We start from the raw sequence: 3,225 nt of genomic DNA, 5'->3' as shown, positions 1-3,225 counted from the left end.
CCGGGTTTGCCGAGGAAGCCATCGTGTTTCCGGCGGCGAATTTGATCGCGCACGCGCGCTGATCGGACGGAAGGGGCTGGCTTCGCGCCAGCCCCTCCCCGCTTCTCATCAGGCCTTTTGTGTCATCAGGCCTTTTGCGCCGCGATCCAGCGCTCGACGCGCGCTTCCAGCACGTTCAGCGGCATGTTGCCTTCCTTCACGATCTCGTGGAACTGGCGGATGTCGAAGCGGTCGCCCAGTTCGGCCTCTGCCTTCGCGCGCAGTTCGACCCATTTGTTCTGGCCGATCTTGTAGCTGCAGGCCTGTCCCGGCCAGATGCAGTAGCGGCGCGTTTCGGCCTCTGACCGCGTGCGGGTGAAGCCGACCGTGTCGACGAAATATTGCGTGCCCTCTTCCACGCTCCATTTCTTGTGGTGCAGGCCGGTGTCGACCACCAGCCGCGCGGCGCGGAACAGCCAGCTTTGCAGCGCGCCGGCCTTTTCCATGCCCTCATAGCCGTTCAGCTCGGACGCCAGCTGCTCGGCATAGAGCGCCCAGCCCTCGCCATAGGACGAGATGTAATAGTTTTTCAGCAGCATCGGCGTGTCGCCAGCCTGCTGGACAAGGCTGCCATGCAGATGATGGCCGGGCACCGCCTCGTGATAGGTGAGCGCGGGGAGCGTGTATTTCGGCCAGTCCTCGGTGTGCTTGAGGTTGATGTAGTAGATGCCGGGACGCGAACCATCGAGCGTCGGGCTTTCGTAATAGCCCAGCGGCGCGCCGTCCTGAATCTCGGCAGGCACGGCGCGGATCTCGATCGGCTGGGTGGGCAGCGTGGCGAAGGCCTGCGGCAGCTTGGCCTGCATCGCGTCATTGCTGGCGTTGAGGTCCGCGAGCATCGCGGCGCGGCCTTCGGGCGTGTTCGGGTACAGCTGCTCGGGCCGCGAATTGAACTGAGTCAGACGCTCGCCCACCGTGCCGGTGGTGAGGCCGACTTCGGCCAGCATCGTCTCCAGTTCGGCGCTGAGTTCGGCGACCTGCCGCAGGCCGATCTGGTGGATCTCTTCCGCGGTCAGATCGGTCGTGGTCGAATTGGCGAGTTCGAGGCGGTAGAGCTCTTCCGAATTCGGCACGCGCCATACGCCGTCGCCTTCGGCCGCGGTGGGCTTCAGCTCTTCCAGCATGGCGGCCTGACGCATCAGCGCGGGGTTGACCGTCTCGGTCATGATCGCGGCGGCGCGCGCACCCCAGTCACCCGCGATCCCGGCGGCCTGCGCCCTTTCGGCCAGCGAGGTGACAAGGCGCGATTCGCCCACCGGGGTTTCGGCCATCGCCCTGATCTGCGCGATCGCGATGTCGAGCGACCATGCGGGCGCCAGATAGCCCTTGGCCGCCTGCTCGCGCTGCAACGCGGTTTCGTCGTCCAGCCCCTGACCGAACTGGACCATGCGCTGCAGATAGGCGACCGCGTCGTCCTCGCTCTCGACCGGGTGCTTGGTGTCCATGAAGCTGGGGATCGAGCTGTAGGCCCCGCCCATGTGGCTGAGCACATAGGGGCTGTAGACGCTGCCCATGCCGAAGGGGGCGCCCCACAGGCGCTTCTCCAGCATGTCGGTGACGACCGCGTGGTGCACCTTCTGCGGCTCGTCCAGACCCTCGGTCGGGATCGCCCGGATCGCGTTCAGCATCTGCGTGGCATGCGCTTCCTCGGCCTCTATTCCGGCGCGGCCGAACTCGCCCAGATGGTGGCGGGCCCATGCATTCTTGCCCGTATCGATGCCCAGCGCGGTCATCTGCGCAGGGCTGAGCCGCATGTCGCCCCAGAACACGCGGTCCATCACCGCGTTCAGCTGCGCGCCGGCCGCGCTTTGCGCGCGGGCGGCGACGGGCAGCGAACAGGCAAGGGCGATGGTGCCCGTTCCGGCAAGGAACTGGCGGCGGTGCAAGGCAACTGGCTTCATGAAAGGGGGACTCGCTTGACGTGGACGGTTTCAACTGAAACCGAGGCTTGCACGGCCCATCCCAAAGATCAAGCGGCCCCGCGGCGCGGCTTCACCCGATTTGGGAGTACCCCGCCACGCGGTCGAGCGCCAGCCCCAGCACCAGCTTGCCGCTGCGCGCGGGCCAGCCCATCGCCTTTTCCGCGATGCCGACCGCCTCGCCCGCGCAGACCACGCGCCAGAGGATGTCGGCCAGCCCCGGCCCCGCCGCCTTCACCGCCTTGTCGAAGCGCGACTTGGCTGCGATCTGGCGTTCGGAGGGATCGAGCCCGCGGTCCGGATTGGTGCCGCCGATCCGGACCGAATCCCAGCGCATGGTGATCGACGGCGCGATCTGCGCGCGTTCCCAATCGGCGCGCAGCCTTTCGCCCGCCTCGTACTGCGGTTCGGTCAGATGGCCATGCGCGTAAAGCCAGCCGAGCGGCGATTCCTTGAGGTTTACCGTAACCGCGCGCGCGCGTTTCGATGCGCCGCCGCGATAATCCTTCGAGATGCGGCGCGGCCCCTCGCTGGTGAGTTCGCGGGTAACGTATTCGCCCGGTCCCTGATGTCCGTTATCATGCTGCCCGGTATCCTGCTGTTCGGTCATGAAGTGTCCCCTTGGATTGCTGTGCAGGGGATGTGCGGACCGCTTGCCTTGTAGGAAAATAAAACCGAATAGGTTCCTGCATTTTCCCGAAAGGAACCACGCCGTGATTAACCGCATTCGCACGATCCGCAAGGAAAAGGGCATGACTTTGGCAGATCTGGCCGCCGCCTGCAGCCCGCCCACGACGCCGCAGACGGTGGGGCGGCTGGAGACGGGGATGCGCACGCTGTCGATCGACTGGCTGAATCGGATCGCCGGGGCGCTGGGCGTCGCGCCGGAATTGCTGCTGGCAAGCGAGCAGCGCGATGCCGCGATGGTGGTGGCGCGGCTGACGTCCGAGGGAGCGGAACCTTTGCCCTCCCCGCGCGAGGCACTGGAGCCGCTCGCGATGCTGGGCGATGGCACGGTGCATGTGCTCGATGTCGAAAGCGCGGTTGGAGAATATCGGGTGGGCGACCGGCTGTGGCTGCGCGACCTGCCTGCGGAGGAACGTGCGCGCGCGATCAACCGCGACGTGCTGGTCCCGCGTAGCGGCGGGCGATTCGCATTCGGGCGGCTGATCGATTTTTCCGCCGACACGGTGGTGCTGCTCCCGCCCGGTGCGGGGCAGCGCCAGATCGTGGTGCGCGAACCGGCGTGGATCGCCCTTGCCGCGCT

Annotated in this window: 3 protein-coding genes; 1 reads left to right on the top strand and 2 read right to left on the bottom strand. The window is 66.7% G+C overall.

The window, feature by feature from the left end; genetic code table 11:
- Window positions 1-125: 125 nt before the first annotated feature.
- Both ACU0BR_RS06130 and ACU0BR_RS06125 read right to left on the bottom strand, forming a co-directional pair.
- Window positions 126-1,940 carry a DUF885 domain-containing protein gene (locus ACU0BR_RS06130; protein ID WP_446155965.1) on the bottom strand — a complete coding sequence of 605 codons (1,815 nt, stop codon included), beginning with the start codon at window positions 1,938-1,940 and terminating at the stop codon, window positions 126-128.
- A 91-nt stretch (window positions 1,941-2,031) separates the two neighbouring features.
- Complete coding sequence (locus ACU0BR_RS06125; RefSeq protein ID WP_446155964.1) at window positions 2,032-2,568, bottom strand: DUF6456 domain-containing protein; 537 nt, start codon at window positions 2,566-2,568, stop codon at window positions 2,032-2,034.
- Window positions 2,569-2,671: 103 nt separating this feature from the next.
- On the opposite strand from ACU0BR_RS06125, the gene ACU0BR_RS06120 reads away from it, so the two are divergent.
- The coding region (locus tag ACU0BR_RS06120) for a helix-turn-helix domain-containing protein (protein WP_446155963.1) at window positions 2,672-3,225 on the top strand (554 nt) is incomplete at its 3' end.

It is taken from the genome of Brevirhabdus sp., assembly GCF_052826345.1.
This window is presented reverse-complemented; position numbering and strand designations above follow the sequence as displayed.